We start from the raw sequence: 25,612 nt of genomic DNA, 5'->3' as shown, positions 1-25,612 counted from the left end.
GACTGCCCCCGAAAAGTTGGACAGCTTTAGCCAGCGGCCTGAGCCCTGTAATCGACGGGGCTTAGGCCATTTAGCCTCAGCTTGATGCGGTCATGGTTGTAGTAGCGGATGTACTCATCTAGGCCGGTGATCAGCTCTTCGACGCTCTCAAACCGTTTCAAGTAGAAAAACTCCGACTTGAGCGTGCCGAAGAAGCTTTCCATAGCGGCGTTATCCAGGCAATTCCCTTTGCGCGACATGCTCTGCTTTACGCCGCGCTGCTCAAGCTTTTCTCGGTATTGGCGCTGCTGATAATGCCACCCCTGATCAGAGTGAATGACCAGCTTCGGCTCCTTTCCCAAGCTACTCAGGGCTTTTTCCAGCATGTTCCCCACCAGCTCATAGCTGGGCCGGCGAGCGATCTCGTAGGCCACGATCTCACTGTTGTACAGGTCCATCACTGGTGAGAGGTAGAGCTTTTGCTGAGCCACTTTAAACTCGGTTACGTCAGTTACCCACTTCTGATTGGGCCGCTGGGCGATGAAGTTCCGCTCCAGCAGATTCTCGGCAATCCTGCCTACCTCTCCTCGATAGGACCGATATTTTTTAGGCCGCACTACCGCCTGCAAACCTTGGTCTGCCATCAGTCGCTCCACAACCTTCTTGTTCACCAGGACGCCTTGATTCTTGATCGCCAGCGTCACGCGCCGATACCCATAGAGCCCTTTTTCCTTGTGATAGACCTGACTCACTAGTTCTTTCAGATGGGCGTGTTTATCCGGCCTTTGAAGGCTTTTGAGCTGGTAATAGAAGGTGCTGTTCGACAACTCAACCAAGTCCAGCAACGCTGACAGCGGGAACCGGGTTCGGAGTCTGGAAACGATCAGCGTTTTTTCTCTTGCCTTCGCTCCTTCTCCTCTCTCAAAGCCTTCAGCTCCTTTAGGACAGCGTTCTCCATGCGCAGATACTCGAGTTCCGCCATGAGCTGATCTCGTGGCTTCAGCGCGTCGTCGGTATCAGTGGGTTTGAGTGGCTTAATCTTCTTGGACACGTCGGTAGGCTTTTTTCGTTGAGAGGCAGAGGAGGCAAGGTTGCCACTGTAGTACTGGTCCTCCCAAATGCCTATCCGAGAGGACTGGCCCAAGCCAAAATGCGCTGCCGTTTGACGCAGGGAAAGCCGGTGCTCGCGCATGTGCTGCACAACTCTGCGCTTGAAGTCGATGTGGTAGCGCTGACTATGAGGTATGGAACTGATAGTGGAGCGAGCTTTGTAGCTGGCCACCCAGCGCCTCAGCAGGCTGAAATCGATGTTGAAATGCTGGGCTACCTTTCGAAAACCATCACTGCCCTCTAGATAGGCAGTGATGGCTGCCAGCTTGAACTGTTCGGTGTACTTCATAACTCCCCCAAGGGTTGGATTAGTCTCCAATTTCTTGGGGGCAGTCCAACCTGTGGGAGCTGGCTTGCCAGCGATGAGGCCGACAGCTACACCATGAACCTCCAACACTCCTGACTCATGGCGTACCCTGCGGCAAGCGCCGGAAGAACAGGGTGATCTGCCCGACCTCCACACCCAGCTTGCTCATGCGCGTGCGATTGATCAGGGTGTCTTCGTCCATCAGGTACATCCAGTCGTCCATATCCATGGTCCAGTGCCGGCCATCCACCGGCAGGTCCAGGCGATAGCGCCAATGCAAGGCATTGCCCGCGACCTCGCCGAGCGCCTCGCCAATCACGTCGCCGGCGGTACCGCGCCAGCGGCCCGGGCCGTCCGGCACCAGGGTCCAGGTCCGCTGCTGGCGGGTGCCATCGCTGTAGACGAAGCGCTCATCGAGGATCAGCTTGTCACCGTCACGGCGACTGGTGACCTGAACGTGAAAACGCTTGACCACCTCCCCCGAACGCTTCTGGAACACGCCCCAGGCCTCCACGGGCCGGTCGAAGAAGGCGACAAGGTCGAACTTCGGTTGCTCCTGGGCATAGTCCTCGACCTCGACATTGCCGCAAGCCGTCAGCAGCACACAGACCAGCGCAGTCAACAAGGCGCGCATCGTCACTCTCCTCGATTCTCCGGGGCCAGCCCGACCAGGCGCTGGCGCAGCTGTGGATCACGGGCCCGCGGGTCCAGCCAGATGGCGAAAAAGGCCCGGGCGAACGCGACATCCGCGACCTGATGGCGCAACTGGTCACCGACGTAGAAACGACAACCCTCCCCGGGCAGGTAGACCCCGGTGATGCGCATGCCCGGCTGCACATCGACGAAGGCTTCGCGCATTTGCGCAGTCCAGCGTTCAAGCACCGCCTCAGACAGTTTGTCGCCCTGCAGCCGGCGCATCTCGTCCACGCTCGCCTCGACCAGGGTGTCCCGGGACAGGCGCCGGTGATAGGTCAGCTCCAGGGCGAAGGGCTGCGCCCAGTTCAGCGGCGTGGCCGGGCTCCAGGTCCGTGCGCTGTAAAGGCGCAGGCCGAACCAGGTGAAATCGCCACTACCCACGGCGCGAGCGCCCGGCAGCACGGCCTGCCAGTCGGCCAGGGCCGGGGTCGACAGGGCAAGCAGGCAGAATGCGATCCGGACCAGCCAGCGACGTTCGCCCGCAGTTGCCATGGGCCTGACTCCTCGTGGGGGGACATCCTGTGCAGGTATATCTGTTTGTACAGTTTTCGTCGGGAAAGTTTGTACAACTTTTCCGGACGCGACGCCTCCAATCTTCAAGAGCCGGTTACCCAAGCCCCTGGAGGTCGAAATGGCTATGCGCACACCCTTGCTGCTGTCCTGCGTGATGCTGGCTTTGGCCGGCTGTTCCAGCACCGACCACGGCACCCCGCCACCGACCACCATGCAGGTGGACCTCAAGCGCTACCAGGGCACCTGGTACGAACAGGCACGCTTGCCGATGTTCTTCCAGCGCAACTGCGTGCAGTCCGAGGCGCACTACGGGCTGCGCGAGGACGGCAAGATCGATGTGACCAACCGCTGCAAGGAAAAGGACGGGGAATGGAATGAAGCCAAGGGCATCGCCGAGGCCCAGGTCCCGGGCCGGACCGACAAGCTCTGGGTGCGCTTCGACAACTGGTTCAGCCGCCTGGCGCCGGAGATGACCAAGGGCGAGTACTGGGTGCTGTATCACGATGCCGACTACAAGGTAGCCCTGGTCGGCCATCCGAACCGCGAGTACCTGTGGCTGCTGTCGCGGGACAAGGACATCAGCAGTTCCACCCGCAGCGAACTGCTCGGGATTGCCCGCAAGCAGGGGTATGACGTCGGCGAGCTGATCTGGCGCCAGCCCTGAACGCGATAGCGGCCTCGGCCTGGCCGGTACGCGGGGGATCGTCAGGCGGATTTGAAATTACGGGCAATGCCCTCCAGAATCGCCAGCCGATCCGCTCTCCCCGCCGCCGAACAAGGGCTCCACGCTTGAACCACCAGACACTCTCCCGACGCCTCGAACGCGTCGCCGCCCATGTGCCGGCCGGCGCACGGCTGGCCGATATCGGCTCGGACCATGGTTACCTGCCGGTAGCGCTGATGCGTCGTGGCCTGCTGGAGGCCGCGGTGGCCGGGGAAGTAGCGCTGACGCCCTTCCAGGCGGCGCAACGCAGTGTCCGCGAGAACGGGCTGGAGGCGTCGATCAGCGTGCGCCTGGCCAGTGGCCTGCAGGCGATCGAAACCCAGGACCGGATCGACGTGATCACCCTGTGCGGAATGGGCGGCGAGACCATTCGCGACATCCTCGAAGCGGACCAGGCACGCCTCCAGGGCCATGAGCGCCTGGTGCTGCAGCCCAATGGCGGCGGGCAGCCGTTGCGCCTGTGGCTGATGGCGCACGGGTACCGGATCGTCGCGGAGGAGGTGCTGCGGGAGAACCGCTTCGATTACGAAATCATCGTCGCCGAGCCCGACGGGCCGGTGCTGTATAGCGCCGAGGAGCTGTATTTCGGGCCCTTGCTGCTGCGTGAGCGGAGCGAAGCGTTCCTGGCGAAATGGCGGCGGTTGTTGCGCCTGAAGGAAAAGACCCTGGCGGGATTGAGCGGGGCGAAGCGGGCGGTGCCGGAAGAGAAGACCCAGGAACTGGCACAGCAGATCAAATGGATTGGCGCGCTGATTTCGTAGAATGTCGATCAACGCCGTCCGCCAAGATATCAAACCGCCAGCTATATTTTCCCTGATCCCCAAGCCCGCACTTTTTATCCCCTTTTTCTGTCATCGTTTTTCTGCTTATGTACGCTGTATTTGGCGCCACACCACCGTTCCAGAACGGCGCCAAGCGACAGGAAGTCTGCCAGATCGCTCGCCCGGGCCTTATTCGGCCAGGCCATGCCCTAGCGTCACGAACCGGACTACCTGACTTATGCCCGTTGACCTGCAAGCGCTGTACCCCAAGCTTATCCACCTGATGCTGGATACGGTGTTCGTGGTCGACCGGGACGATCAGATCGTTTTCGTCAGCGATGCCTGCCACGCCCTGCTGGGCTACCGCGCCGACGAACTGGTCGGCACGCCGATCACCCGCTACATGCACCCCGAAGACCTGCCCTCGACCCGCGCCTCCATCGTCCGGGTGATGAACGGTCAGCCGCATTTCGACTTCCGTAACCGCTACCTGCGCAAGGATGGTGGCGTGGTGTACATCCTTTGGGCGGCCTTCTGGTCCGAGGAAGTCGGCGCGCGCATCGGCGTGGCGCGCAATGTCACGGCCCTGGCCAAGGCCGAGGAGGAGTTGCGCTTTCTCGCCCATCACGACCCGCTGACCAAGCTGACCAACCGCTCCCTGTTCAGCGACCGCCTGGAAGCCGCCCTGCATATCGCCCACCGGCACAAGACCACCTTCGCCCTGCTGTTCCTCGATATCAACGACTTCAAGGGCATCAACGACGACCACGGCCACACCATGGGCGACCGCGTGCTCTGCGTGATCGCCCAGCGCCTGCAAGGCTGCGTGCGCGAAACCGATACGGTGGCGCGGATGGGTGGCGACGAGTTCATCGTGCTGCTGACCGACATCCCGTCGGATAATGCCGTCTCGGAGAAAGTCGCACAGATCCTCGCGGTCATGGCCGAGCCGCTGGACGCGGACTTCGACGGGCTGGCCATGCCGACCTGCAGTATCGGCGTGGCCTGCTATCCGGCCAATGGCGAGGACGCCGACACCCTGCTGAGCCATGCCGACGGGGATATGTACCGGATCAAGCGGCGACGTAGAGGGGCTTGCTGAGCCAACAACCCGGCCGCCAGCAGACCCATGGTTCACCCCTCGCAGAATCTGATTCGATTGCCGAACGGATCATGCACTTCCAGCACCTTGCCCCAGCCCTGTTCGACGATATCCGGACGGGCATAGCCATAGCGTTTGTTACGCAACTCATCCCGTAACGACTCGATGCCCTGCACCGGTACGAACAGCGTCGTGCCCGGGCTGGCATCGCCATGGTGTTCGGACAGGTGCAGTTGCAGGCCGTTGCGACGGATACCCAGGTACAGCGGCAGGTCCGCTTCGAAACGGTGTTCGAATTCGACCCCGAAACCGAGGAAGTCCAGATAGAACTCCCGGGCCTTGGTTTCATCGAACATGCGCAGGATCGGGATGGCGCGCTCCAGACGAATGGCAGGCCGGGCTTTCAGGGCCTTGCCAACGAATTCCAGGGCGCGCTGGAAGAGCGGATCACAGTCCGCGAGCGGCAACTGATCGAGAGGCGCCCAGAAGAAATCGAAACAATGCCCATGGTCGTCCAGGGTCTGGTGCGACCATTGTTCGGCGAGAGGGCCGGAGACACGACACAGGTGGAAGGACCAGACCTGCTCGCGGTGACCGGATGCCCACAGCCCCAGGTCGGCCTCGAGGGTCGCGGCCGTGATGCCCGACTCCTCGGCCAGCTCGCGCAAGGCCGCCGCACCCGGGGTTTCACCCGGCTCGATACCGCCCTTGACCAACTGCACCCCGGCCACCGGGTGGCGAAACAGGAGAATGCGCGGGGTCGGGTCGGCGGACAGGACCACGGCACAGGCCTTGGTGGGATGCATGACGAATTCCTTGTCGAAACGGATGGCCTGTCATCATACGGCACTGCGCAGTTGCAACCAGTCACAACTGCATCGCAAACAAAAATGAACGTTATTGAAAGTTGCCGGCCTGAGCATTATGAATCTGGCATGAAATTCTCATGCAAGAACTTGAAACATATACTCAAGCCTTTAATTACTCGTTTTCCCCACCCAACAAAAACACAGGGGGTTCCTATGAGTTGTCTGATCTGCGCGGGTCGTGCCGAATCCGTCGAGTGTTCCCCGGGGTGGGAAGAGCGGCGCTGCCCACAATGCGGGTGTTACCGGATGTCCCAGTCGCTGGTGCTGCTGATGATGAACGAAGGCCAGATCTTCGATTCACCGAAGATGCGTGCATGGCTGGAAGTCAGCCGCAGCCAGGTACCGGTACCGTCGATCGATTTGAAACAGGCGATCATCGTTCAATAGCCGAGTTTCAATTGGCGACGTTCTTCGGCACGCCTTCGAAAAATGCCACGACATTGTCGAACGCATCACCGAAATACAACTCGTACCCGTTCTTCTCGACGTAGCCAAGGTGCGGTGTCGCCAGCACCCGTGGATGCGTGAGCAATGGATGCTGCGGATCGAGCAATGGCTCCTGCTCATACACATCCACCGCCGCAAACCCCGGCCGCCCGGCATCCAGCGCCCGTAGCAAGGCTCCCGGCGCGATCAGTTCGGCGCGGCTGACATTCACCAGCAAAGCGTCGGTTTTCATCCGGCTGAGGTCTTCGAAGGTCACCCCGTGACGGGTGCTGTCGGACAGGCGCAGGTTGAGCGTGACGATATCCGCCTCGGCAAAGAACGCCTCCCGCGACAGCGCAGCCCGATGACCCTCGGCTTCAGCCGCCGCCCGGCTGGTTTCGCTGCCCCACACCAGCACCGGCATGTCGAACGCCCGGGCATAACGCGCCAGACGCTGGCCGATCTTGCCGTAGCCCCAGATACCCAGGGTCTGGCCCGCCACGGCCTGGCCCAGGTTGACCTGCCAGCGCCCCTGCCTGAACGCGTCGATCGCCGGAACCAGTTGCCGGCGAGCATTCAGGATCAGCGACCAGGCCAGTTCTGCTGGCGCCACCGGCGAGCCACGCCCCTCGGTAACGACGATGCCCCGGGCCGTGCAGGCGTCCAGATCGATATGCCCGGAGACCTTGCCGGTCTGGCTGATCAGCTTGAGTTTTGGCAGGCGCTCGAGCAAGGCGGCGTCGATGCGGGTGCGTTCGCGGGTCAGCACCAGGGCGTCGGCATCGATGAAGCGCGCGGCGAGTTCGTCGAGGGATGCGGGCTGGACGTGGTGAAGCACGGTGACCTCATGGCCGGCCAGTCGCGCGAAGCAGTCGAGCGTGCGAATCACATGCTGGTAATCGTCGGGAATGACTATGTGCATCGGGAGGGTCCAGGCGAGGGATCGAGAGGGGTGACAATAGCCGAACCACGATGGAAATGTCTCGGGAAGCCGGACTTGCCGGCGGTCCGGGTAAACCCGCACCGGCCGGCCAGGTCGAGGCTAGCGCGCCGCCCAGGCGTTGAAGCGCTCCTCCAGCTCCTCGCCGTGATCCACCCAGAAGCCCGAATCCACCAGCAGCCCCTGTTCCAGGTTGGCCGGCGCCGTCGGCAACTGCGCCTGGATATCCGCCGGCAAGGCGCTCAGGGTCTGCTTGTTGACCGGACCATAGGGAATGTTCGACGAGAACACTTTCTGGTTCTGCGCCTGACTGGCGAAGACGATGAATTTCTCGGCCAATGCCTTGTTCGGCGAGCCCTTGACGATGGCCCAGTGGTCGGGGTCGTAGAGGCCGCCATTCCAGACGATGCCCAGAGGGGTGCCCTCCTTCTGCGCCACGGCGATCCGCCCGTTGTAGGCGGCGGACATCACCACGTCATTGGCCGCCAGCCATTGCGGCGGCTGGGCGCCGGCCTCCCACCACTGGATCGAGGACTTGATCTGGTCGAGCTTGGCGAAGGCGCGGGTCACGCCCGCCGGGGTAGCGAGCACTTTATAGAGGTCGGCGCGGCTGACGCCGTCGGCCAGCAAGGCCGCTTCGAGGGTGTACTTGGCGCCTTTGCGCAGGCCGCGCTTGCCGGGGTACTTGACGGTGTCCCAGAAATCCGCCCAGGACGCCGGCGGCGTCGCCAGCTTCGCGGGGTTGTAGGCCATGACCATGGACCAGACATAGCTGGCCACCCCGCATTCACTGACGGTATTGGCGATGTACTGCTCGCCGTTGCCGAGCAGGGCCGGGTCGATCTTCTCGAACAGGCCTTCCTCGCAGCCGCGCAGCAGTTCCGGGCTTTCCACCTCGACGACATCCCAGGAAACCTGCCCGACGCTGACCATCGCCTTAACCTTGGACAGTTCGCCGTTATAGTCGCCGGCCACCACCTTGCCCGCCCCGCTCTGCTCGAACGGCTTGAAATAGGCCTGGCTCTGGGCAGCCTTGGTCGCGCCGCCGAAGGAGATCACCGTAAGCGGGTCAGTCGCCGCCAGGGCATGGCCCGCCGCCAACGTGGACAGTACAGCCAACGCGCACGCACGCATTTTCATAGACATCGACACTTGCTCCCTACGTCTCAAGGTAAATGCCGGGTAGCCGCGAACAGCTGGCGCGGGTCGTCGACCCCGACATGGTTGGCACAGACAGTCTTGAAAGGGCAGTAAGGCGGGTGCGGGTCTTGTTATTCAGCGGTCCTGGCACCGGCCGGTATCGAGCGCGTGGAGTGCGCGTCGTTTTTGTTGTTCGAGTAGGACGGATGATGGGGCAGGCGCAGGGTTAGGCAAATTATTAAAAATGTTGGGGTTGAGCAGGAAAAAGCTTTGCTGGGCCATTGATCGCTGGCAAGCCCATAGGGTGTTCGTCGACCTTGCCTGGCGGTGTTCAACGCAGGCGCGCGAGCGTGCCTGAGGGCGACTCGCCGAACGCCTTGCGGTAATCACTGGCAAATCGCCCCAGGTGCCCGAAGCCCCACTCCAGTGCCACGCTCGACACACTCACCGCCGCCCCGCCACTCAGCAAGGCACTGCGCACCGCCGTCAGGCGGTAATGCTTGAGATAGGCCATCGGCGTCAATCCGTGATGGCGACGGAAGGCCTCGTATAGCTTCTCCCGCGAAACCCCGGCCACCTGCTCCAGATCGTTCAGCCGCAGCGCCTCCCGGGCATGGTCCTGGAGAAACTGCCGGGCGCGGACCAGGTAATGCGGGATCCGCTCCTGCCCGCCCTGCTCCAGCTCATCCGAATAGTTGTTCGGCTGCGCCAGCAGCAACGCCCGGATCAGCAAACATTCCATATCCCGTGCCAGCCGCGGCTGGGCATACAGCGCGCTGAGCGGCCCCCAGTTATCCAGCAACTGGCGCACACTCAACCACCAGGCTGCCACTTCCTCACGGCCGATATCCATTTCCGCCCGAAAGCGGATCGGCTCGCGCAAGGGTCGCTGCAGCATCTCCTCGGCCACCTCCTCCAGCGCCCGCCGATGCACCACCACCTGGAGCTTTTCACAGTCTCCGCCCAGCTCCAGCGAATGCGCCTCCAGCGGTGACACCACCAACCCGCACGCCGCATCCGAACGCACCTGCGCCCGCCCGCTGCGCAAGCGCTGCCGCCCGCGCAGGGGCAGGCTGATGCTGTAGGCGTCCAGCGAGCGGATATCGATATTCACCGCCGTGCCATAGGCGATCCGCCCGAGCACCGTGCCCAGCGCCGGCAGGCGTGTGCCCAGGTGGCTGAAGCAGAGCTGTTCGGGATGCCGCGAGCGCAGCAGGTGCGGGCCGCAGATGGCGCTCATCCACTGCTGCGCCTGGGTCAGTTCGGCGCTGTGGGTGTGCAGGGTGGCGATGGCACGGTGCATGGGCGTCTCCTCGGTGGACTGACTTGATTGTCCGGGCTCTGCGGCCCTTCCCACTATCCATTTTCTGCAGCTATTTGCCCGCCCGCCATCCACCCGCTGCAAGGACGGAAGAAATGGCTGGTCAACGCCCACTAAGCGGCTAGAGCGCCCCCGCCACCAGCGCTTCAATCCGGCACAGAACACAACAACGAGGACACGCCCGATGAGCGCCCGCAACCTGAGCCAATGGCAAGACTACGTCCAGGGCTGCCTGGACTTCCGCCCCGTCGAGGGGGTCTACCGCGTCGCCCGCGATATCTTCACCGAGCCGGAACTGTTCGAGCTGGAGATGGAGCTGATTTTCGAGAAGCAGTGGATCTACGCCTGCCATGAAAGCGAAATCAGCCAGCCCAACGACTTCCTGACCCTGCGCGCCGGGCGCCAGCCGATGATCATCACCCGCGACGGCAACGGCGAACTGCATGCCCTGATCAACGCCTGCCAGCACCGCGGCGCGACCCTGACCCGCCAGGGCTCGGGCAACCAGTCGACCTTCACCTGCCCCTTCCATGCCTGGTGCTACAAGAGCGACGGCCGGCTGGTGAAGGTCAAGGCCCCGGGGGAATACCCGGAAGGCTTCGACAAGGCCACCCGCGGCCTGCGCAAGGCGCGGATCCAGAGCTACAAGGGCTTCGTCTTCATCAGCCTCGACAGCCAGGCCAGCGACTCGCTGGAAGACTTCCTCGGCGATGCGCGGATCTTCTTCGACATGATGGTGGCCCAGTCCCCCACCGGCGAACTCGAGGTGCTGCCGGGCAAGTCCACCTACACCTACGACGGCAACTGGAAGCTGCAGAACGAGAACGGCCTGGACGGTTATCACGTCAGCACCGTGCACTACAACTACGTGTCGACGGTGCAGCACCGCCAGCAGGTCAATGCCGAAAAGGGCCAGGGCGACAGCACCCTGGACTACAGCAAGCTGGGCGCGGGCGATGCGGAAACCGATGACGGCTGGTTCAGCTTCCACAACGGCCACAGCGTGCTGTTCAGTGATATGCCCAACCCGGCCGTGCGCCCGGGCTACGCCAGCGTCATGCCGCGCCTGGTCAGCGAATACGGGCAGGTGCGCGCCGAGTGGATGATGCACCGCCTGCGCAACCTGAACATCTATCCGAGCCTGTTCTTCATGGACCAGATCAGCTCGCAACTGCGCATCGTCCGTCCGGTGGCCTGGAACAAGACCGAAGTCACCAGCCAGTGCATCGGGGTCAAGGGCGAGTCCGCCGCCGACCGGCGCAACCGCATCCGCCAGTTCGAAGACTTCTTCAACGTTTCGGGCATGGGCACGCCGGACGACCTGGTGGAATTCCGCGAACAGCAACGCGGTTTCCAGGCCCGCCTGGAACGCTGGAGCGATATCTCCCGGGGCCATCACCGCTGGACCGACGGCGCCACTCCCAACAGCGAAGCCCTGGGCATCCAGCCGGTGCTGACCGGCCGCGAATTCACCCACGAAGGCCTCTACGTCAACCAGCACGGCACCTGGCAGCGCCTGCTGCTCGAAGGCCTGGCCCGTCGCGCCCTGCAACCGAAGGAAGTCCAAGCATGAACCTTTCCCTGCACTACGCCATCGAGCAGTTCCTCTTGCGCAAGGCCGAGCTGTGCGACGCCCAGGACTGGGACGCCTACCTGGAACTGTTCGACCCGGACAGCCTGTTCCACCTGCCGCAGTGGGAAAGCGAGCACCGCTATGTCAAAGACCCCGACCAGGGCCTCTCGTACATCTACTACGAGGACCGCTCCGGCCTGGAAGACCGGGTGTTCCGCCTGCGCACCGGCAAGTCGGCGGCGTCCACCCCGCACCCGCGCACCCTGCACCAGATCAGCAACCTGCGGGTCCGCGAGCTGCAGGACGGGCAGTTCGAGGCGCGGGTCGCCTGGCACACCCTGTACGCCCGCCAGGGGCGTCAGGGCAGCTTCTTCGGCCACTGCACCTACCAACTGCGCCAAGACGGCGAAAGCTTCCGCATCCGCCGCAAGCAGGTGCTGCTGCTCAACGACACCATCGACTCCGTGCTCGATTTCTATCACCTCTGAGGGCTGCCGCCATGTCCCATAACGTTGCCCTCAGCTTCGCCGACGGCAAGACCTTCTTTATCGCGGTCAAGCCCAACGAGCTGTTGCTGGACGCCGCCTTGCGCCAGGGCATCAGCCTGCCGCTGGACTGCCGCGAAGGGGTGTGCGGCACCTGCCAGGGCCGCTGCGAGTCCGGGCGCTACGAGCAGGAGTACGTCGACGACGAAGCCCTGAGTGCCCGCGACCTGGCCCAGCGCAAGATGCTCGCCTGCCAGACCCGCGTGCAGTCCGATGCCACCTTCTACTTCGACCATGACTCCAGCCACTGCCATGCAGGCGAACCGCTGCGCCTGCAGAGCAAGGTGCTGCGGGTCGAGCAGGTCTCGGCCAGCACCGCGATCCTCCACCTGGATGCCGGCGCCCAGGCCGACACCCTGCAGTTCCTTCCCGGCCAGTACGCCCGCCTGCAGGTGCCGGGCACCGACCAGTGGCGCGCCTACTCCTTCGCCAACCGGCCGAACCCCGGCAACCAGTTGCAGTTCCTGATCCGCCTGCTGCCGGACGGGGTGATGAGCAACTTCCTGCGCGAACACTGCGCCCCCGGCATGGACATGCAGCTGGAGGCGCCGCTGGGCAGCTTCTACCTGCGCCAGGTCGAGCGGCCGCTGGTGATGGTCGCGGGCGGCACCGGCCTGTCGGCCTTCCTCGGCATGCTCGACGAGATTGCCGAGCGTGGCGACTGCGGCTACCCGATCCAGCTGTTCTACGGGGTCAACCAGGAAGCCGACCTGTGCGAGACCGCCCGCCTGGAGGGCCTGCGCCAGCGCATCCCCGGCTTCGAGTTCACCCCGGTGGTCAGCCAGCCGGGTGCCGGCTGGAGCGGCCGCCGCGGCTATATCCACGAGCACTTCGACGCCGCGCGGCTGAACGCCCAGCCCTTCGACCTGTACCTGTGCGGCCCGCCGCCGATGGTCGAGGCAGTGAAAGGCTGGGTCGCCGACCAGGCCCGGGGCGAGGTGCAGATCTACGCCGAGAAATTCCTGCAAAGCGCAACGACCCGAAGCTGACCCGAACAATCACAACAAGAGAGGTACACATCATGACCGTAGCCATTTCCCACACCGCCGACCTGCAGACCTTCTTCGAGGAGGCTGCCGGCTACCGCAACGACGATGGCAACCCGCGGATGAAGCGCATCGTCCTGCGGGTCCTGCAGGACGCCGCCCGGCTGATCGAAGACCTGGAGATCAGCGACGACGAATTCTGGACTGCCGTGGACTACCTCAACCGCCTCGGCGGGCAGAACGAGGCCGGGCTGCTGGTGGCCGGGCTGGGCCTGGAGCACTTCCTCGACCTGCTGGCCGATACCCGCGATGCCAGGGTCGGCAAGGTCGGCGGCACGCCGCGGACCATCGAAGGGCCGCTGTATGTGGCCGGCGCACCGATTGCCGAGGGTGAGGTGCGCATGGACGACGGCAGCGAGGACGGCACGGCCACGGTGATGCTCCTCGAGGGCCGGGTACTGGACCTGGACGGCGCGCCGATCGCCGGGGCCACCGTGGACCTGTGGCATGCCAATACCAAGGGCAACTACTCGTACTTCGACCAGAGCCAGTCGGCCTACAACCTGCGCCGGCGCATCCTCACCGACGCCGAAGGGCGCTACCGCGCGCGCAGCATCGTGCCCAGCGGTTATGGCTGCAACCCGCAAGGGCCGACCCAGGAATGCCTGGACCAACTGGGCCGTCACGGGCAGCGGCCGGCCCATGTGCACTTCTTCATCTCGGCGCCGGGGTACCGGCACCTGACCACCCAGATCAACCTGTCGGGTGACCGGTACCTGTGGGATGACTTTGCCTATGCCACGCGGGACGGGCTGGTGGGGGACGTGACCTTCAGCGAGGACGGGCGTGAGGCGCATATGAGCTTCGACTTCGCCCTGCAGGGGGCGGCGAGTGCCGATGACCAGGAACGCAGCCAGCGGCCTCGGGTGATGCAGGGGCAAGGTGCCTAGGATTTTGCAGGGCACTTGATGGCCCCATCGCTGGCAAGCCAGCTCCCACAGGTTCAGCGGTGCACGCGATCCCTGTGGGAGCTGGCTTGCCAGCGATGAGGCCATCAGCAACACCACACCTTCAGCGATCGAAATACCGGGCCAGGCTCAAGAGATTCTCCGACTCACGCTTCAACTCCCCACCCAACCCCTCCGCCACCCTCGCCTGCTCCACACTCCTTCCGATCGCCTCGACATTCCCCTGCAACTGCCCGGCCACCACACTGAACCCGCGCCCCGCCTCACCGGCACGGGCCGCTTCGATGGCGGCATTCAGCGCCAGCAGGTTGGTCTGGCTGGCGGACTGGCTGGCAACCTGGACATTGCGCGTAACCTCCTGGATGGTCGCCGCCAGCTCATGCAACGCAGTCGCCACCTGCTGGTTGGCATCGCGTTGGTAATCCAGTTGCCGGACCTCGTCGCGGATCATTCCGGCCATGTCCCGCGCCTGTCCGCCCAGACTGGGCCAGGCGCGCTACCAGTGGGTCAGCAGGTCGTCCAGGGGTTTGTGCTGTAGCACCGCCATCGTGAGCCCATGGGCCTGGCAGAACGCCTCAGTTGTTAATACCAGGCGCCCCTGCAGATCGGTCCGGCAGATCAGTGCATCGAAATCCAAGGCACATCCTCAAAAACAAAAAAAGGCCTGCCGCTAATCACCAATGCTGATCAGTTGGCGTTCCGGGACCGCTGCGCGGTCCTTCGCGAGCAAGCTCGCTCCCACAAGGTCCGCGCAGAACCGGTGGGAGCGAGCTTGCTCGCGAAGGGCCGCAAAGCGGCCCCAGTTGGCTCGACTGAATGACATTGGCCGCTAACGGCAGGCCAAACACTGATAGAACTTCCGATCAGAAGTGGTGGATATAACGCACCTGCAACCGCGACCCGTCCGGACGGTTTTCCACGTCCTGTTCGAAATAGGCGTTGAACACCAGATGATCGTCCTTGGAGAAGCTGTACATCGCCCCCGGCCCGATGGCCCAGACTTTCTCCCGGCGCCCGGAGACTTCATGACCATCCACCCGGGTATCGCTGATCTGCTTGAGCCAGTAGCCATTCACCCCCAGGCGCAGTTGCGGGGTGAGCGCATATTCGGTGGCGAAGTTGGCGTGCAGGGCCTGGCCGGCCTGGATATCGCCGGCATCGCCAAAGCCATAGCCCGGGTCATGGTTCTTGAAGTTGTACAGGTAGTGAGCCCGCACCGAGGCGGTCCAGTCCGGGGTGAACCAGTAGGTCGCCGCCCAGTACGGGTTGAACGACACGGCGTTGTTGCCCGGGTTGATGTCCTTCTTGTCGCTGTATTCACCGGTCGGCAGGTTGACCTGCAACTCGATGCGGTGGACGAAGCGCGGGCCGTCCTTGCCCATGATCGGGTCGAACTGGATAAACGGGCCGATCAGCCAGTCCCCTACCCCGCCCTGGTCCTTGAGCGCCGCATTGTCGAGACCATCATCGACTTTCATTCTGGTGACGATAGGCAACACGGTGTTCAGGCCAAGGCTCGCGTTGCCCAGGCGCAGGTCCGAGAGGTAGCTGACCTGGGTCACCGCGACCTGGTAATCCAGGCGGGTCTTCGGCAAGCCCAGCTTATCACCGTTGGCGTCCACCAGGCGGTTGGCGCTGTAGTTCTGGAAGTACTGCTGCAGGTACCAGCCCGGCCCCGCCGGCAAGCCGCCGTCGAGAAAGCTGGTGAGCCCGAGGTTGACCACCGGCAGGTCATAGGCCTGGGCGCTGCCGGTGGCGAGCGCAAGCGCGCAGGCCAGATAACACGGATTGTTCATGCAAGGCTCCTCATTGCTGTTGTTGTAGGAGGCAGGAGACTCAACGCCCGAGTTCGGGGTGCGCGATGGCGACCCGGTATTGCCCGGCGTGGAAGACCAGCGGTTCTCCGCCGCTGTGTCGGTAGTGCTCGATTTCACCGAGGAAGATCAGGTGGTCGCCGCCCTCGTACTGGGTCAGGTTGCGGCACACCAGGGTGGCGATGGCACCGTCCAGTACCGGCACACCCGCCGTGGCTTCGACATGCCCGATGCCGGCGAACTTGTCCGCCGCCGGCCGCGCGAAGTGCCCGGACAGGCCGTGCTGGTCGCTGCCCAGCACGTTGATCGCGAAATGGCTGGCATTGAGGAAGTCGTTCACGCTCGGCGCCGTGCGCGCCAGGCTCCAGAGCACCAGCGGCGGGTCCAGGGACACCGAGGAAAACGAGTTGGCGGTCATCCCGACCTTGCGCCCGTCGGCGCCACGGGTGGTGATCACCGTGACCCCGGTGGCGAACTGGCCGAGCAGGTTGCGCAGGGCGCGGGGCTCGCTGCCGTCGGCGGCGATCAGGTCGGGAGGCAGCAGGTGCAGTGCGTTCATCGTGGTCATTCCTCAGGCAGCGGCGCGGGACAGCTTGTCGACGAAGGCCTGGCAAGCCTGGGCATCGAACCACCAGGGGGCAAAGCGGCGCGGGTCGTCGAAGTTGTTGGCGATCACCGAGGCCAGGGTCTGCGACTGGCCGGCGGCACCGAGCAGTTGCAGCAGGTGCTCGGGTGGCGGCAGCAGCATGCTGTTGGTCCAGCCCACCACGTGCTGGGCGTAGTCCCAGTAGCGCTCGAAGGTCTGTTCCATCCAGCCGGCGGTGAAGGGTTGGTCGCCGCGGGCGAGGATCGCGTCGAGGTAGACCTTGCTGCACTTGGCGGCGTTGTTGGAGCCCTGTCCGGTGATCGGGTCGTTGACCACCAGGGCGTCGGCCATGCCGAACACCGGCAGCCCGGACGGCAGCTCCAGTACCGGCTTGCGCACCATCGGGGTGAAACGCCCGGCGAGCACGCCGCCGGCATCGGTCAGCTCGACATTGCGGCAGCGCTCGGCTTCCCACGGCACGTAACGGCGGATGATTTCCAGGCTGCGCTGCAGGTGCTGCTCAGGCGTTTGCACATCCTGCCAGCAGTCCATCGGGCCGCCGGGCACGCCTTCGAAGACCATGATTTCGCACGGCCCGCTCAGGGTCAGGGCGGGGAACACGAAGTACTCGCCCACCCCCGGAATCAGGTTGAAGGCCACCCGCGAGTACGGCGACATCGGCGTCATGCCCTTCACATAGGTCAGGGCCAGGGCCCGCTGCGGCTTGTCGAAGTGGCTGCGTTCGGCATCCCGTGGAAATTGATTGACGATCTCGCCCTTGCCTGCGGCCAGTAGTACCAGGTCGTGGCTGGCGGCCAGGCGTTCCAGGTCGGCGGTACCGACATCCTCGATCTTCAGCTCGCCGCCACGGCGGACGAACTCATCCATCCACGCCGGCATCTTCAGGCGCTGGTCCACGGCCTGGGCGTAGCGCTCCAGGCGCGCACTCCAGTCGATCACCTTGTGCCCGGGCTGCTCCGGGTGCGGCACGCTGAGGCCGATGCCTTCGACTGCCGGGCACTGTTCTTCCCAGAAGTTCAGGCCCAGGTCCCGTTCGGTCTGCAGGGCGGTGTTGAACATGCACTGGCTGGACATGACTTTGCCGGCACGGATCTGCTCGGCGCTGCGGTTGGTGCTGATGCTGACCTGGTAACCGTGGGCGAGCAGGCCCAGGCCCAGCTGGAGTCCGGCCTGGCCGGCCCCGACGATGGCGATGCGACGCATTGGAGTGTCTCCTGTTGTTCGAATGTCTTGGGGGAAAAAGCGATCTATTGCGCCAGCCGGGGAATGGCCGGCAGGTTGCGTTCCGGGCCCATCACCGAGTAGCCGCCGTCCACCGCGTAGTCCGCGCCGGTGACGAAGCTGGCCGCTGGCGAGCAGAGGAAGGCCACCACCTGGGCCACTTCGGCCGGGTCGCCGAGGCGCCCGAGCAGGTGGTAGTCGGCGGCCACCCGGTCGGCCTTGGCACGGTCGCCGCCGCTGACTTCGGCGATCACCCGCGACCAGGTCCAGCCCGGCGACACCGAGTTGACGCGGATGCCGTCGGCGGCCAGGTCCATGGCCATGCAGCGGGTGAGCTGGGCCATGGCGGCCTTGGACACCGGGTAGAGCCAGCGCCCGGTCTGGGCGCAGCCGGCGGAAATCGAGGTGAAATTGACCACCACGCCGCCGCTGGCCTTGAGGTCCTGGTGCACCGCACGCACCAGTTGCACCGCCGACACCAGGTTGATATCGAGGGCGCGCAGCCATTCATTGCGGTCGGAGGCGATGCCCTGGTCGAGGTAGCTGCACGCCAGGTTGATCACCATGTCGATACGGCCCCAGCGCTGGCGCACCTGACCCAGCGCGTCGCTGACCGCGGCATCGTCGGTCAGGTCCACGGCGATGAAGAGCCCGGCCTCGGCAAAGCCCGCCGCCACTTCACTGCCCCGGGGATCGATATCCAGCAGCGCCACCCGGGCGCCCGCGGCGACCAGCGCTGCGGCCACTGCCGCGCCGATCAGAGTCGCGCCACCACTGATCAGCGCCACCTTGCCTTGCAGGTTCATGGACATGGCTCAGCCCTCGATCGGCAGGTCGGCGCTGGCGGCCCAGCCGGGCATCAGCGTGTTGGAGGGCAGGCTTTCGTCGAGCAGCTTGTGCGCCGTCACCGCCCCGGCCACCGGCAGGCCGGCAGGGTCGAGCAGGCCGATCTGCACCAGCACGCTGGCCTGGTCCCAGTAGATATGCTCGTGGTAGAGCTTCGGCCCGCGGAACTTGACCACCCCGAGCATGGGGATCTCGACGAAGCGCCCGGTCGGCGCCACGCCCGGCAGCAGCCAGTCGATCTCGCGGTCGTGGGTGAAGCTCATGATGAACTCGTCGACGATCTGCGACGCGCCGACGGTGCGCGAGATCGGGGTCAGGCTCATGTCCTTCGGGTTGCCATGCACGAAGTGGTAGCGATAGAAACGCGCCAGCTCGCGGTAGCCGACGCCGCCGGTCATGGTCGGGATATGGTTGACGTAGGGTTGGGGCACCATGGTCGCCATGGTCGCCGGCACGTCGCGGGTATCGAACTCGTGACGGATATGTTCTTCCCACAGGTCCGACAGGTTGTAGTCCGGGCCGAGGGTGCGGCGCAGTGCGGCGATGCTGCGTTCATGGGCGAGCAGCGCCGAGGGCTTGTGGAAGTGATCCCCGGCGGGCCGGGCGAAGGCATGGTCGACATTGGGGTAGACGTAGGCTTCGGTGCCGGGTTTCTGCTTGAGTGCGTTGATGATCGACTCGCGGGCGTCGGCCTGGCAGAAGCGGTCCATCTCGGCGAAGTGCAGGACCAGGCGACCGCTGAGGCCTTCCAGTTCATGCAGTGCCTGTTCGATGCCGACGCCGTAGTAGCCGACGGCGCAGGCCACTTCCGGCAGGCGGCAGGCCGTGAGGTAGGCAAGCTTGCCGCCCAGGCAGTAGCCGACCACGCCAAGGCCGGCATCGCTGCAGGCGTCCAGGCCACGAAGATGGCCCAGGGTCGCAGCGATATCGCGGATGCCGTGGCCTTCGTCGAAGGCTTCGTACAGGGCGAAGGCGCGCTGGAAATCGGCCTCGTTGTAGCCCAGGTCGACCCCGGCCTGCTGGCGCCAGTAAAGGTCCGGCACCAGCACGGTGTAGCCCTCCTCGGCCAGTTGGTCGGCCACCTCGCGCATGGCCGCGTTGACCCCGAAGATCTCCTGGCAGAGGACCACGCCCGGTCCACGGCCATCGATGGACGTGGCCAGGTAGGCCTGGAACTGCTCGCCGGAGTCCGAGCGGACGTAGACGTAATGCCCCTTCATTGCGATATCTCCAGTCGTTGACGTTGGAGACATCTTCACGGGGTTGGGGGATCGGGGCTGTCCGCTGGGTGCGGGGAATGTCCGTTGGGTGCGGAAAGTTTTTGGATAATGAATCTGTCCCCTTTTTCTAACGCAGGATCTGCAGGAGCGCCCTGGTTGTGTAGATACCCCCGCCCATGCGGAGGGTTCTGTTATCCGGGCATTGCCAAATCCGTTACAAAAAGGTGAAATTGCAACAAATTCTCATTAGCGACTCCTTCCCATGTCCGCCGACGATTTCGCCCTGCGCTCCGCCGTCCACGATCTCTACAGCAGCCACAGCGGCTGGCTACGCGGCTGGTTGCGCAAGCGCCTGGACAACCACAGCGATGCCGCCGACCTGGTCCAGGACACCTTCGTCCGGGTGATCAAGGCCCGCCAGGCCACGGAAATTCGGCAGCCCCGGCAATACCTGAGTACCGTGGCCAAGGGCCTGGTGATCGATCTGTTCCGGCGTCGCGCGCTGGAACACAGCTACCTCGAAGCCCTCGCCGTCCTGCCCGAAGACGCCTGGCCCTCCCAGGAAACCCAGGCCATCGTCCTCGAGACCCTGATGGAGATCGACCGCATGCTCGACAGCCTCGGCGACAAGGTGCGCCAGACCTTCATCCTGTCGCAGTTCGAAGGCCTGAGTTACCCGAAGATCGCCGAGCGCCAGGGCATCTCCTTGCGCACGGTGAACAACCATATGGCCAAGGCCATCGAACACTGCTGCCTGATCCGCATGGGGTTGCTGTGAGTACCGTCCGCCCGGCCCTGAACCCTGCCGAACGCGAGGCCCTGCACAGCGCGGCGCAATGGTATGCGCGGCTGTCGTCGGGGATCGAGAGCGAATCCGACCGCCTTGGCTGGCAGCGCTGGCACAACGCTGATCCGCTGCACCGCCAGGCCTGGCAGCAGGTCGAGTCGGTGCGGCAGATGGTCGAAGGCGTCCCGGGCACTGTCGCCGCTTCGGCGCTGAATCATTCCCGGGCGTCACGGCGCCGGGTGCTGCGCCAACTGCTGGTGCTGGCCGGGGTCGGCGCGGTGGGCTGGAGCGGCTGGGACAGCCAGTGGCGCTCGGCGTTGATGGCCAGCCATCACACCGGCGTGGGCGAGCAGCGCCGCGTGGCCCTGGCCGATGGCAGCCAGGTGCTGCTGGACAGTCAGTCCGCCGTGGATGTGCGCTTCGACGCCGAGCGCCGCCTGCTGCGCCTGCTTAGTGGCCGGGTGTTGGTGGAGACGGCGGTCGATGGCCTGGCCCGGCCGTTCCTGGTGGACACCGCGCAAGGCCGGATCCGTGCGCTGGGCACCCGCTTCACAGTGCAGACCGAGGCGCAGTTCTGCGAGGTGGCGGTCCTGGAAAAAGCCGTGGAAGTCCGCCCCGCCGCCAGTGATCAGGTACTGCGGATCGAAGCCGGGCAGCAATTGCGCTTCGACCGCGCCCGCCTCGGCGCCCCCTGGCAGAGCGATTCCAGCGTGGCCTCCTGGCGCACCGGCAGCCTGATCGCCATCCAGCGCCCCCTCGGCGAACTGCTCGAAGAACTGTCGCGCTATCGCCACGGCTGGCTGCGCTGCGATCCGGCCATCGCTGGCCTGAAGATCTCCGGCGCCTTCCCCCTGGACGACACCGACCGCGCCCTCGCCGCCCTGGAAAGCGGCTTCGGCCTGCGCATCGTGCGGCGCACCGACTACTGGGTCAGCGTATTGCCGGCGCACGCATAAGCCGCGAAAAAATACTTCGATTCCCGTTGCACTGTTTGCCCACCCTGCTCGGCCAATCCTCAGTAGATGCCGTTTTGCACGGTTTCATTTGGGGAGGAACACCATGAAGTACCCGCACGCACGCCTGCTGACACCGGTGGCCGTGGCCATTCGCCTGGGCTTTTGCACACTCGGCGTGCTTAGCCTGCCTGGCCTGGCCCAGGCTGCCGAAGCCGGCGCAATGCAGTCGTATCACGTCCCGGCGGGCAGCCTGACGGCGGCCCTCAGCACCTTCGCCTCGGCATCGGGCACTGCCCTGTCGTTCGATGCGGCGTTGCTCCAGGGGCGCCAGTCCGGCGGACTCGACGGCACCTACAGCGTCGACCAGGGCTTCGCCATCCTCCTGCAAGGCAGCGGCCTGCAAGCGGTACCGCAAAGCAACGGCAGCTATGCCCTGCGGCCTTTGCTCAACGAGCAGGGCTCGATGGAACTGGGCGCCACCACCATCAGCAGCCAGCGTCTTGACCCCACCAGCGAAGACACCAACGCTTACGCCGCCCAGGCAGTGACCATCGGCAAGGGCGTGCATACCCTGCGCGAAACCCCGCAGGCCGTCACCGTGCTGACCCGCAGGTACATGGACGACCAGAACATCAACACCGTCGACCAGGCCATGGAGAAAACCCCGGGCATCGTCGCCTACGAATCACCCATGGGCGGCAAGTACTTCTATTCCCGTGGTTTCATGATGCAGGGCCAATACCAGTACGACGGCGTGCCGCTGGATGTAGGCGGCGAGTACGTGCAGGCCAACAGCTTCTCCGGCGACATGGCCTTCTACGATCGCGTCGAGGTGCTCAAGGGCGCCGCCGGCATGCTCAAGGGCTCCGGCAGCTCGGCCGGCGGGGTCAATTTCGTGCGCAAGCGCGGCCAGGCCAGCCCCTCCACCAGCCTGAGCCTGTCGGCCGGGTCGTGGGACAATTATCGTGGCCAGGTGGACAGCGGCGGCCCGCTCAACGAATCGGGCACCCTGCGCGGGCGGGCCGTGGTCGCGGTGCAGGATCGCCAGTACTTCTACGATGTCGCCAAACGCAACGACCAGATTCTCTACGGCGCCCTGGACTACGACATCACCCCCGACACCACCGTCGGCCTGGGCATCGCCTATGAGCGCCTGGACGCCACCCCGTGCTGGCACGGCCTGCCCCGCTACAGCAACGGCAAGAGCCTCGACCTCAGCCGCTCTACCTGCCTCGGCGCCTCGTGGAACAACTGGGAGAGCGAGCGCACCACGCTGTTCGCCGACCTGGCGCACCGGCTGAACGAAGACTGGACATTCAAGTTCGCCGGCGTCTGGACCCACAACGACCAGGACATCAAGTACGCCCTCTCGGAAACCCCGGGCGGCGTCACCCCGGGCGCGACTGCGGCGCCGTCCTCCGTCTATTCCGGGGTGTTCGACTACGACCAAAGCGACTATGGCTTCGATGCGTACCTGGACGGCAAGTTCGAGGCCTTCGGCCTGCGCCACGAACTGGTCGTCGGCGCCAACGCCAGCCGTGCCACCACCCACGACCGCTGGGCGCTGATCAACATGAGCGGCCTGCCCGGTGTCTCGCAGGATCCGTTCAATCCCAACCCGCACCTGCCTGAGCCGGCTGACGCCTACTATCCGCCCAACTCCTACCGCGGCGGACCGCTGCCCACGGAGTCGGACACCCGGCAGTTCGGCACCTACGCCACCTTGCGCCTGAAACTGGCTGAACCGCTGACCTTCGTCCTCGGCTCGCGGGTGAGCTGGTACCGCAACAGCCGCGACTCCTATACCCAGGCCTGGGACTACTGGCAGCATGACCGCAGCCAGGAAAACGGCCAGGTCACGCCTTTTGCCGCGCTGGTCTACGACCTGGACGATAACTGGTCGGTCTACACCAGCTACGCCGATATCTTCCAGCCGCAGAGCACCTACACCGACGAATCCGGCAGTCCGCTGCAGCCCAAGACCGGCGCCAGCTACGAGATCGGCATCAAGGGCGAGTTGCTGGACGGTCGCGTCAATACCGCCTTCAACCTGTTCCGCACGGTCGAGGAGCATCGCGCCGAAGCCAACTACGACAGCACCTGCATCGGCTCCTCGGACGGCTACTGCTACACCGACGTGGGCAAGGTCCGGGCGCAGGGCTTCGAAGCGGAAGTCAGCGGCGAGGTCCTTGACCGCCTGCAACTGCTGGCAGGCTACACCTACACCCAGACCCGCTACCTGGACAGCGCCAACAGCAACCCCCAGGAGCCGACCTTCTCGACCACCTACTTCCCCCGCCACCTGTTCAGGGCCTGGAGCGACTATCAGTTGGCCGGGGAGCTGGAGCGCTGGAGCCTTGGCGCCGGGGTCACCGCACAGAGCGATGTTTCGGTACACAACGCGAGGCCGGCAGTGACCTCGGTCCAGGCCGGCTACGCCATCTGGAGCGGCCGGGTCGCCTACCGGATCGACGAGCACTGGACCGTGGCGCTCAACGGCAACAACCTGTTCGACAAGAAGTACTACCAAAGCGTGGGCGCAGTGTCGTGGGGCAACTTCTACGGTGAACCGCGCAACTTCATGGTCAGCCTCAAGGGCACGTTCTGATCATCCGCGCGAACGCTGCGACGTACTCTTGCCAGGGCCACGCCTTTACCGGCGTGTCGCCCTTGGGAGCGATGGCCTGGAGGCCGACACGTGCCCTGTGGGAGCTGGCTTGCCAGCGATTGCGGCGGTGAGCTCACCATAGCTATCGCTGGCAAGCCAGCTCCCACAGGGTTTTGCGTCTACTTCGACAACCCATCTTGACCATCATCAGTCCGCTGTGGAGGATGCACACCTCGCCACCCAAGGACGGAAAAGATGCTTCGGATACTCGGCAAAGCCACCTCCATCAACGTGCGCAAGGTCCTCTGGACCTGCGCCGAGATCGGCCTCCCCTTCGAGCGCGAAGACTGGGGTTCGGGCTTCCGGCCCCTCGACACCCCGGAGTACCTCGCCCTCAACCCCAACGCCATGATCCCGGTGATCCAGGACGGCGACTTCACCCTGTGGGAATCCAACAGCATCATCCGCTACCTGGCGACGCGCTACGGCGAGGCGGCGCTGTATCCGCTCGAGGCGAAAGCCCGGGCCCGGGTCGATCAGTGGATCGACTGGCAGGCCTCCGACCTGAACCGCTCCTGGAGCTATACCTTCATGTCGCTGGTGCGCCAGTCGCCACTGCATCAGTCACCCGAAGCGCTCGCCGCCGGGCAGGCGGAGTGGTCGCGGTACATGGGCATTCTCGACCAGCAACTTGCCCGGACCGGCGCCTTCGTCGCCGGGGAGCAGTTCACCCTGGCCGACATTCCGCTGGGGCTGTCGGTCAATCGCTGGTTCGGCACGCCGTTCGAGCGTCCGCATCTGCCGGCGGTGAGCGAGTACTACGAGCGCTTGAGCCAGCGGCAGGGGTATCTGCTGCATGGCCGTAACGGGACGCCTTGAGCCATGCAACGTATCGTGATCCTCGGCAACGCCGGCAGCGGCAAGTCGACCCTCGCCCGTGAACTGGGCAGGCGCTTCGGGCTGCCGGTGGTGCACCTCGACAAACTTTTCTGGCAGCCCGGCTGGGTCGAGCCTGACGCCGAACAATTCCGCGAGCGGGTGCGTGAGGCGGTGGCCGGTGAGCGCTGGGTGTGCGAGGGCAACTATGCCCGGCGCACCTTCGATCTGCGTCTGCCGCGCGCCGACCTGGTGATCTGGCTGGATACACCGCGCCTGACCTGTGCGCTGCGGGTGATCAGGCGCAGCGCCTTCCAGCGCTCGCGGCCGGACCTGGCCGAGGGCTGTCATGAGAAGTTCGACCGGGCGTATCTAGAGTTTCTCAAGTACGTGTGGGGGTTCGATGGTGATTATCGCCAGGGGCTGGAGGCGGTGAGGATGGCCGTTGCACCGCAGGTCCCGGTGGTGCATTTGCGTGGAGCCGGGGAGATTCGACAGTTCATCGAGGGGTTGGCCGTGGTGCCTGCTTGACGCTCGGCAACGCTGCCAAATGATGTTGCATTTGAGGGTAAAACTTCCCAGATTTCCGACTTTCTTGTAGGCAATTTCCCAAGCATACTCCCCAGCCCTGCCAACGGGTTGCGTCTTATGGAAACGGTGCCTAGGCTGCGTCCGTCGTTGCGAAAATCGACGACACGGATTAGCAGTCCGTCGAGA

24 protein-coding genes and 3 pseudogenes are annotated in these 25,612 nt (G+C 64.5%); 13 read left to right on the top strand and 14 right to left on the bottom strand.

What is annotated here, in order from left to right:
- Positions 1–26 precede the first annotated feature (26 nt).
- From AC2CQI_RS01800 to AC2CQI_RS01790, 3 genes are all read right to left on the bottom strand, one after another.
- Positions 27–1,378 (bottom strand): IS3 family transposase gene (locus AC2CQI_RS01800; protein WP_484577124.1). Its coding sequence is split into 2 segments (ribosomal slippage): positions 27–898 and positions 898–1,378, totalling 1,353 coding nucleotides; the frame shifts between segments, so codons are not numbered across the junction.
- A gap of 115 nt (positions 1,379–1,493) precedes the next feature.
- Positions 1,494–2,030: a DUF3833 domain-containing protein gene (locus AC2CQI_RS01795; protein WP_484578942.1), complete on the bottom strand. Its 537-nt coding sequence runs from the start codon at positions 2,028–2,030 to the stop codon at positions 1,494–1,496.
- Between the two features lie 2 nt (positions 2,031–2,032).
- Positions 2,033–2,584 (bottom strand): chalcone isomerase family protein, encoded by a 552-nt coding sequence (locus AC2CQI_RS01790; RefSeq protein ID WP_484578941.1) that lies wholly within the window; start codon positions 2,582–2,584, stop codon positions 2,033–2,035.
- A gap of 139 nt (positions 2,585–2,723) precedes the next feature.
- Here AC2CQI_RS01790 and AC2CQI_RS01785 point away from each other — a divergent pair, with 139 nt between their 5' ends.
- The 3 genes from AC2CQI_RS01785 to AC2CQI_RS01775 all read left to right on the top strand — a co-directional run bounded on the left by AC2CQI_RS01785 (position 2,724) and on the right by AC2CQI_RS01775 (position 5,192).
- Positions 2,724–3,269, top strand: coding sequence for a lipocalin family protein (locus AC2CQI_RS01785; RefSeq protein WP_081430324.1), 546 nt, complete (start codon positions 2,724–2,726; stop codon positions 3,267–3,269).
- A gap of 125 nt (positions 3,270–3,394) precedes the next feature.
- Positions 3,395–4,090, top strand: coding sequence for a tRNA (adenine(22)-N(1))-methyltransferase (locus tag AC2CQI_RS01780; protein WP_484578940.1), 696 nt, complete (start codon positions 3,395–3,397; stop codon positions 4,088–4,090).
- A 238-nt stretch (positions 4,091–4,328) separates the two neighbouring features.
- Positions 4,329–5,192 carry a sensor domain-containing diguanylate cyclase gene (locus AC2CQI_RS01775; RefSeq protein WP_075805373.1) on the top strand — a complete coding sequence of 288 codons (864 nt, stop codon included), beginning with the start codon at positions 4,329–4,331 and terminating at the stop codon, positions 5,190–5,192.
- A gap of 32 nt (positions 5,193–5,224) precedes the next feature.
- On the opposite strand, the pseudogene AC2CQI_RS01770 reads toward AC2CQI_RS01775, so the two are convergent.
- Both AC2CQI_RS01770 and AC2CQI_RS01765 read right to left on the bottom strand, forming a co-directional pair.
- A pseudogene (locus tag AC2CQI_RS01770) lies at positions 5,225–5,569 on the bottom strand (glyoxalase superfamily protein); the annotation flags it as partial.
- Positions 5,570–5,590: 21 nt separating this feature from the next.
- A pseudogene (locus tag AC2CQI_RS01765) lies at positions 5,591–5,998 on the bottom strand (NUDIX hydrolase); the annotation flags it as partial.
- A 309-nt stretch (positions 5,999–6,307) separates the two neighbouring features.
- On the opposite strand from AC2CQI_RS01765, the gene AC2CQI_RS01760 reads away from it, so the two are divergent.
- On the top strand, positions 6,308–6,448 hold the full coding sequence (locus AC2CQI_RS01760) for a hypothetical protein (RefSeq protein WP_178392045.1): 141 nt from the start codon (positions 6,308–6,310) through the stop codon (positions 6,446–6,448).
- A gap of 7 nt (positions 6,449–6,455) precedes the next feature.
- Here the strand turns inward: AC2CQI_RS01760 and AC2CQI_RS01755 are convergent, their stop codons facing one another.
- The 3 genes from AC2CQI_RS01755 to AC2CQI_RS01745 form a co-directional block, all read right to left on the bottom strand.
- Positions 6,456–7,409 carry a D-2-hydroxyacid dehydrogenase family protein gene (locus tag AC2CQI_RS01755; protein WP_484578939.1) on the bottom strand — a complete coding sequence of 318 codons (954 nt, stop codon included), beginning with the start codon at positions 7,407–7,409 and terminating at the stop codon, positions 6,456–6,458.
- A gap of 120 nt (positions 7,410–7,529) precedes the next feature.
- On the bottom strand, positions 7,530–8,573 hold the full coding sequence (locus AC2CQI_RS01750; RefSeq protein ID WP_484578938.1) for an ABC transporter substrate-binding protein: 1,044 nt from the start codon (positions 8,571–8,573) through the stop codon (positions 7,530–7,532).
- Positions 8,574–8,898: 325 nt separating this feature from the next.
- A complete protein-coding gene (locus AC2CQI_RS01745; protein ID WP_484578937.1) occupies positions 8,899–9,870 on the bottom strand; it encodes an AraC family transcriptional regulator in 972 nt (323 codons plus the stop codon).
- A gap of 202 nt (positions 9,871–10,072) precedes the next feature.
- Here AC2CQI_RS01745 and antA point away from each other — a divergent pair, with 202 nt between their 5' ends.
- Genes antA through catA form a run of 4 tightly spaced genes read left to right on the top strand, consistent with a single transcriptional unit; the run spans position 10,073 to position 13,942 of the window.
- Positions 10,073–11,461: an anthranilate 1,2-dioxygenase large subunit gene (gene antA, locus AC2CQI_RS01740; RefSeq protein WP_484578936.1), complete on the top strand. Its 1,389-nt coding sequence runs from the start codon at positions 10,073–10,075 to the stop codon at positions 11,459–11,461.
- Entirely contained in the window at positions 11,458–11,949 is a 492-nt protein-coding gene (antB, locus tag AC2CQI_RS01735) for an anthranilate 1,2-dioxygenase small subunit (RefSeq protein ID WP_484578935.1), read from the top strand. The genes antA and antB overlap by 4 nt, the downstream gene beginning before the upstream one ends.
- A gap of 11 nt (positions 11,950–11,960) precedes the next feature.
- Positions 11,961–12,995, top strand: coding sequence for an anthranilate 1,2-dioxygenase electron transfer component AntC (antC, locus tag AC2CQI_RS01730; RefSeq protein ID WP_484578934.1), 1,035 nt, complete (start codon positions 11,961–11,963; stop codon positions 12,993–12,995).
- 32 nt (positions 12,996–13,027) lie between these two features.
- Positions 13,028–13,942, top strand: a complete 915-nt coding sequence (gene catA / locus AC2CQI_RS01725; protein WP_484578933.1) for a catechol 1,2-dioxygenase — start codon at positions 13,028–13,030, stop codon at positions 13,940–13,942.
- 249 nt (positions 13,943–14,191) lie between these two features.
- On the opposite strand, the pseudogene AC2CQI_RS01720 reads toward catA, so the two are convergent.
- The 6 genes and pseudogenes from AC2CQI_RS01720 to AC2CQI_RS01695 form a co-directional block, all read right to left on the bottom strand.
- A pseudogene (locus AC2CQI_RS01720) lies at positions 14,192–14,411 on the bottom strand (methyl-accepting chemotaxis protein); the annotation flags it as partial.
- A 412-nt stretch (positions 14,412–14,823) separates the two neighbouring features.
- The gene (locus AC2CQI_RS01715) at positions 14,824–15,756 is read right to left on the bottom strand and encodes a SphA family protein (protein ID WP_484578932.1); all 933 of its coding nucleotides are present in this window, start codon (positions 15,754–15,756) and stop codon (positions 14,824–14,826) included.
- 40 nt (positions 15,757–15,796) lie between these two features.
- Positions 15,797–16,333 carry a flavin reductase family protein gene (locus AC2CQI_RS01710; RefSeq protein ID WP_484578931.1) on the bottom strand — a complete coding sequence of 179 codons (537 nt, stop codon included), beginning with the start codon at positions 16,331–16,333 and terminating at the stop codon, positions 15,797–15,799.
- A 12-nt stretch (positions 16,334–16,345) separates the two neighbouring features.
- On the bottom strand, positions 16,346–17,584 hold the full coding sequence (locus tag AC2CQI_RS01705; protein ID WP_484578930.1) for a styrene monooxygenase/indole monooxygenase family protein: 1,239 nt from the start codon (positions 17,582–17,584) through the stop codon (positions 16,346–16,348).
- Positions 17,585–17,628: 44 nt separating this feature from the next.
- Positions 17,629–18,414 carry an SDR family oxidoreductase gene (locus AC2CQI_RS01700; protein WP_484578929.1) on the bottom strand — a complete coding sequence of 262 codons (786 nt, stop codon included), beginning with the start codon at positions 18,412–18,414 and terminating at the stop codon, positions 17,629–17,631.
- A 3-nt stretch (positions 18,415–18,417) separates the two neighbouring features.
- The gene (locus AC2CQI_RS01695) at positions 18,418–19,668 is read right to left on the bottom strand and encodes a dienelactone hydrolase family protein (protein ID WP_484578928.1); all 1,251 of its coding nucleotides are present in this window, start codon (positions 19,666–19,668) and stop codon (positions 18,418–18,420) included.
- 262 nt (positions 19,669–19,930) lie between these two features.
- On the opposite strand from AC2CQI_RS01695, the gene AC2CQI_RS01690 reads away from it, so the two are divergent.
- The 5 genes from AC2CQI_RS01690 (at position 19,931) to AC2CQI_RS01670 (ending at position 25,426) form a co-directional block, all read left to right on the top strand.
- The gene (locus tag AC2CQI_RS01690) at positions 19,931–20,446 is read left to right on the top strand and encodes a sigma-70 family RNA polymerase sigma factor (protein WP_075805358.1); all 516 of its coding nucleotides are present in this window, start codon (positions 19,931–19,933) and stop codon (positions 20,444–20,446) included.
- Positions 20,443–21,411 carry a FecR domain-containing protein gene (locus AC2CQI_RS01685; protein WP_075805357.1) on the top strand — a complete coding sequence of 323 codons (969 nt, stop codon included), beginning with the start codon at positions 20,443–20,445 and terminating at the stop codon, positions 21,409–21,411. The genes AC2CQI_RS01690 and AC2CQI_RS01685 overlap by 4 nt, the downstream gene beginning before the upstream one ends.
- A 103-nt stretch (positions 21,412–21,514) precedes the next feature.
- Entirely contained in the window at positions 21,515–24,019 is a 2,505-nt protein-coding gene (locus AC2CQI_RS01680; RefSeq protein WP_484578927.1) for a TonB-dependent siderophore receptor, read from the top strand.
- Positions 24,020–24,274: 255 nt separating this feature from the next.
- Positions 24,275–24,898 carry a glutathione S-transferase family protein gene (locus AC2CQI_RS01675; protein ID WP_075805355.1) on the top strand — a complete coding sequence of 208 codons (624 nt, stop codon included), beginning with the start codon at positions 24,275–24,277 and terminating at the stop codon, positions 24,896–24,898.
- Positions 24,899–24,901: 3 nt separating this feature from the next.
- On the top strand, positions 24,902–25,426 hold the full coding sequence (locus AC2CQI_RS01670; protein WP_484578926.1) for a P-loop NTPase family protein: 525 nt from the start codon (positions 24,902–24,904) through the stop codon (positions 25,424–25,426).
- Positions 25,427–25,612 lie beyond the last annotated feature (186 nt).

It is taken from the genome of Pseudomonas sp. P2S-1, assembly GCF_057197725.1.
Note: the sequence above shows the minus strand (reverse complement) of the source record. Positions and strands in the feature narration are given on the sequence as shown.

What these genes read in the sequence shown, in the direction of transcription:
- AC2CQI_RS01750 (WP_484578938.1), bottom strand. Translation starts at nt 8,573, where the DNA reads ATGTCTATGAAAATGCGTGCGTGCGCGTTGGCTGTACTGTCCACGTTG.
- AC2CQI_RS01745 (WP_484578937.1), bottom strand. Translation starts at nt 9,870, where the DNA reads ATGCACCGTGCCATCGCCACCCTGCACACCCACAGCGCCGAACTGACC.
- AC2CQI_RS01690 (WP_075805358.1), top strand. Translation starts at nt 19,931, where the DNA reads ATGTCCGCCGACGATTTCGCCCTGCGCTCCGCCGTCCACGATCTCTAC.
- catA (WP_484578933.1), top strand. Translation starts at nt 13,028, where the DNA reads ATGACCGTAGCCATTTCCCACACCGCCGACCTGCAGACCTTCTTCGAG.
- AC2CQI_RS01700 (WP_484578929.1), bottom strand. Translation starts at nt 18,414, where the DNA reads ATGTCCATGAACCTGCAAGGCAAGGTGGCGCTGATCAGTGGTGGCGCG.
- AC2CQI_RS01675 (WP_075805355.1), top strand. Translation starts at nt 24,275, where the DNA reads ATGCTTCGGATACTCGGCAAAGCCACCTCCATCAACGTGCGCAAGGTC.
- antA (WP_484578936.1), top strand. Translation starts at nt 10,073, where the DNA reads ATGAGCGCCCGCAACCTGAGCCAATGGCAAGACTACGTCCAGGGCTGC.
- AC2CQI_RS01715 (WP_484578932.1), bottom strand. Translation starts at nt 15,756, where the DNA reads ATGAACAATCCGTGTTATCTGGCCTGCGCGCTTGCGCTCGCCACCGGC.
- AC2CQI_RS01795 (WP_484578942.1), bottom strand. Translation starts at nt 2,030, where the DNA reads ATGCGCGCCTTGTTGACTGCGCTGGTCTGTGTGCTGCTGACGGCTTGC.
- AC2CQI_RS01695 (WP_484578928.1), bottom strand. Translation starts at nt 19,668, where the DNA reads ATGAAGGGGCATTACGTCTACGTCCGCTCGGACTCCGGCGAGCAGTTC.
- AC2CQI_RS01710 (WP_484578931.1), bottom strand. Translation starts at nt 16,333, where the DNA reads ATGAACGCACTGCACCTGCTGCCTCCCGACCTGATCGCCGCCGACGGC.
- AC2CQI_RS01680 (WP_484578927.1), top strand. Translation starts at nt 21,515, where the DNA reads ATGAAGTACCCGCACGCACGCCTGCTGACACCGGTGGCCGTGGCCATT.
- antB (WP_484578935.1), top strand. Translation starts at nt 11,458, where the DNA reads ATGAACCTTTCCCTGCACTACGCCATCGAGCAGTTCCTCTTGCGCAAG.
- AC2CQI_RS01755 (WP_484578939.1), bottom strand. Translation starts at nt 7,409, where the DNA reads ATGCACATAGTCATTCCCGACGATTACCAGCATGTGATTCGCACGCTC.
- AC2CQI_RS01785 (WP_081430324.1), top strand. Translation starts at nt 2,724, where the DNA reads ATGGCTATGCGCACACCCTTGCTGCTGTCCTGCGTGATGCTGGCTTTG.
- AC2CQI_RS01760 (WP_178392045.1), top strand. Translation starts at nt 6,308, where the DNA reads ATGTCCCAGTCGCTGGTGCTGCTGATGATGAACGAAGGCCAGATCTTC.
- AC2CQI_RS01790 (WP_484578941.1), bottom strand. Translation starts at nt 2,584, where the DNA reads ATGGCAACTGCGGGCGAACGTCGCTGGCTGGTCCGGATCGCATTCTGC.
- AC2CQI_RS01775 (WP_075805373.1), top strand. Translation starts at nt 4,329, where the DNA reads ATGCCCGTTGACCTGCAAGCGCTGTACCCCAAGCTTATCCACCTGATG.
- AC2CQI_RS01670 (WP_484578926.1), top strand. Translation starts at nt 24,902, where the DNA reads ATGCAACGTATCGTGATCCTCGGCAACGCCGGCAGCGGCAAGTCGACC.
- AC2CQI_RS01705 (WP_484578930.1), bottom strand. Translation starts at nt 17,584, where the DNA reads ATGCGTCGCATCGCCATCGTCGGGGCCGGCCAGGCCGGACTCCAGCTG.
- antC (WP_484578934.1), top strand. Translation starts at nt 11,961, where the DNA reads ATGTCCCATAACGTTGCCCTCAGCTTCGCCGACGGCAAGACCTTCTTT.